The 3,545-nt window shown below is 69.1% G+C and carries 2 protein-coding genes; one reads left to right on the plus strand and one right to left on the minus strand.

Annotated features, from left to right (window positions below; all coding sequences use genetic code 11):
• Nucleotides 1–1,070, plus strand: a 1,070-nt coding sequence (locus tag AB0H87_RS39605) for a GDSL-type esterase/lipase family protein (protein ID WP_360158279.1), incomplete at its 5' end; no start/stop codon positions are given.
• A gap of 492 nt (nt 1,071–1,562) precedes the next feature.
• Here the strand turns inward: AB0H87_RS39605 and AB0H87_RS39610 are convergent.
• On the minus strand, nt 1,563–3,545 hold a 1,983-nt coding region (locus tag AB0H87_RS39610; protein ID WP_360158282.1), incomplete at its 5' end, for a M14 family metallopeptidase.

The raw sequence follows: 3,545 nt of genomic DNA on the forward strand, positions 1-3,545 counted from the left end.
GCGCGCAGAGCCCGGATCCGCAACTGCACCTGGTCGAGGCCCAGCCGTCCGGGGTACGGGTCTGCTTCCGGACTGCCGCGACCGCGATCGAGCTCGACGCCGTGGCCACCCGGCGGGTCTACACCGGCCTGCCGGCCCAGCCGCCCGGCCGCTACGACCTGCTCATCGACGGCAGCCTGGCCGGGCAGAGCAGTGTGCCCGGCGGCAACACCGTGACCATCGACATGAGCACCGGGACGGCCGCACACCGGACCGGGCCGGCCGGCACGGTCTCGTTCACCGGCCTGCCGGACACCGACAAGAACGTCGAGATCTGGTTGCCGCACAACGAAATCACCGACCTGGTCGCGCTGCGCACCGACGCCCCGATCACGCCGGCCACGGGCAATGACCGGCCGGTATGGCTACACCACGGCAGCTCGATCAGCCACGGCTCGAACGCCGCGAGCCCGTCCACCACCTGGCCGGCGCTGGCGGCGGCGCAGGGCGGTGTGGAGCTGCTCAACCTGGGTCTGGGCGGCAGTGCGCTGCTCGACCCGTTCACCGCCCGCAGCATGCGGGACACGGCCGCCGACCTGATCAGCATCAAGATCGGCATCAACCTGGTGAACACCGATCTGATGAGGCTGCGGGCGTTCACCCCGGCTGTGCACGGCTTCCTCGACACGATCCGGGACGGGCACCCTGCCACGCCGCTGCTCGTGGTCTCGCCGATCTACTGCCCGATCCATGAGGACACTCCTGGGCCCGGCGCCTTCGACCTCGAGGCCGTGCGCGAGGGGCAGGTCAAGTTCGTCGCGACCGGCGACCCTGCCGACCGGGCCGCCGGGAAGCTGACGCTGCGGATGATCCGTGACGAGCTCGCCCGGATCGTGGCCGAGCGCGCCGTTCGTGACCCTCAGTTGCATTACCTGAATGGGCTCGAGCTCTATGGCGAGGAGGACTTCGCGGAGCTGCCGCTGCCTGATCGGCTACATCCGGATGCTGCCGCGCACCGTCGCATGGCCGAGCGTTTCGAAAAGCTGGCCTTTGCGGGGAACGGCGCCTTCGCCGCCACTCGCAACCAGTGACGGGGCGGTGATGAGCAGAGCGGCTCCGACTCGTCCGTTGAAGCCGGTCGCCGGTGTGGCAAACTACTGGGTGCGGACCTGGTCGTTGCCGAGCTGCCGGTTGAGCACGGACTCGTCGAGGAGCGTGTAGACCCGCTGTTGATCGGTCCGACTCGTGGACTCCAGGTGCCGTCGGGGCGCACCTCCATGCGTTCCCCCGCCTGACTCTCGTTGATCTCACTGGAGTAGGTGTCTTACACGGCGCGCCCCATCGGGGTCTGCAGGCGACCGGGTCGCCGGATCGGTTACGCCACAACCCGGTCGCACTGGGCGCAGGGCAATGTGTACGTCACAACGCGCCTAAAGCACTCGCGTCCCTACGCTTTGCGGGCCGACGGGCTCGACCTGCTCACGGGCCGACCCGCCAATCCGACCGACGCGCTCCCTCCGAGTACTGCGCTGGTGCTCAGAGAGAGCGGCCGCGGCACCCGATGAGTGCCGCGGCCGCCAGGACTAACCGATGGGCAGGATGGCTTGGCCCTTGTTGAAGTTCTTGCCTCTGCCGTCCGGAACGTAGTTCTTCTCCACGTTGCCGGCGGCGTCCACCGAGAACCAGTTGATCCTGGTCCCGACGGGCACGTTCAGGATCTCGCCGCCCTCGCGGACACCTGCGGAACCGTACAACGTGGACGCGTAGGTCGGGGCTCCATTGTCCAATGTGTAGAAGACGGCGGCCGGCTCGGTCACGTCGAACTGGACGTTGACCATGCCCTCAGTCGCGCTCGGGGTCACCGACAGGGTGCTCTCCGGACGCTGGTGATCGGTGGAGTAGTCACGGGCGACCCGCAGCAGCTCGACCAGGCCGTTGGAGAACTCCAACGTCTCCTCGTGCGCCGACGCCCACGTGGGCTGGAACGACGTGCCCACCTCGAAGTTCCAAGCGTAGATGCCGTACTTGTACCAGAGCATGTCGCCCGAGTTGCCCGCCGCCGAGTAGAGCACGTCGGAGATCGGGCCGGTCCGGGCCGGCGTCACCGCCATGTTGCGGTGGCGCTTGATCGCCGTGAGGATCCGGGACGAGGCACCCCAGAAGAACGACTCCTCGGCCAGCGTCGGCCGCGGCGCCGAGATCCGGCCCGGGGTGGCGTACGCGCCCGGCGACCACATGAAGTAGTTGCCGGACGAGTGCAGGTTCATCGAGAACTTGATGTTCGGCCGGGCCGCCAGCCAGTCGATGTTCTTGTTCTCCGGCTCGGAGAGCTCGCTGGGTCCGGCGTACGTGTCGCTCGTGCAGCTCGCGGAGGCGCCCGAGTAGCCGTCGAAGAGGCTGTACTCGGTGTAGTTGCGGTTGTTGTCCACGCCCCAGGAGTTGCGGGCGAGGGCATCCGCGGACCCGGTCAGCGGGCAGTGGTTGGTCATGTTGCGACGCTGCGAGTTGAAGTCGTAGAACGAGTAGTGGCCGCCGTCCGGGTTGACCGACGGGGCGATCCAGATGTCCAGGTTGTCCAGCAGTTGCTTGGTCTTGCCGTCGTGCGCGTAGTTGCGCAGCAGCCGCTCCGCGGTCTCGATGGTGACCAGCGGCGGCACCCACTCACGGGCGTGCTCCTGTGCGTACGCCAGGACACCGGTCTTCGAGCCGTCCCGGGTCTTGCCGATCCGGATCGCGTAGACCGGCTGCGGATCGCGGGAGACGCTCGCCGGCGCCCGAAGCCCGTCGGTCAGCGGCGTGCGGGCGGCGGTGGCCACCACACCGGCACCGGTGTTGCCCCGATAGGTGTACGCCACGATCAGGGAGCCGGCGCTGGCGTTCAGGGCCGCGACGACCTGCGCGGCGGTGCTGGTCACGACGCCGCCGGCGTCGGTCGCCAGGCTCACCGTGATGTCGTTGCCGGTCACGCTGACCGACAGCGGCTGGTCGGCGGCGCCCGGGTTGGCCAGCTCGACGGAGATGTCGTTGCCGCCCTCGTGACCCCAGGCACGCGAGTCGACGGCGACCCGGCTGGCGTTCGCGGTGCCGAGCACGGCCTGCGCCTTGCGGCGGTAGCCGTTGGTCTTGTTCGGCAGCTCGACGATCTCGGCAAGCTGCGGGAACTCGGCGGCGAGCGCCTTGATCCGGTTGTAGAGCTCGGTCGGGGTCAGATAGCTGGTGACGAAGTCCTTCTGGTATCCCGGACCCTCCGGCGACTCCGCCGGGATCGGCAGCCACTCCTTGACCTGGACGTTGGCCACGTCCCCGGTCGGGCTGGTGATCTGGATCCGGTCCGGGCGCGTGGTGATCGTCGAGGCGCCCCGGTGGTAGAGGTAGACCCCGGCGTCCACGAACCGCGAGATGCTCTGCGAGCCGCCGGAGCCCATCGCCGTGCCCGGCCCGCTGTCCCGCTGCACGGTCAGCGCGCTGGTCGACGTCTGGCCCTGGGCCCACTTCGCCTCGAGCCCGGCGGTGAACGGGGCCGGGCCGCGGTCCGGGACGGCGACCAGCTCGCGGGTCCAGTCGAC

It is taken from the genome of Asanoa sp. NPDC050611, assembly GCF_040654855.1.
Classification (GTDB): Bacteria; Actinomycetota; Actinomycetes; order Mycobacteriales; family Micromonosporaceae; genus Asanoa.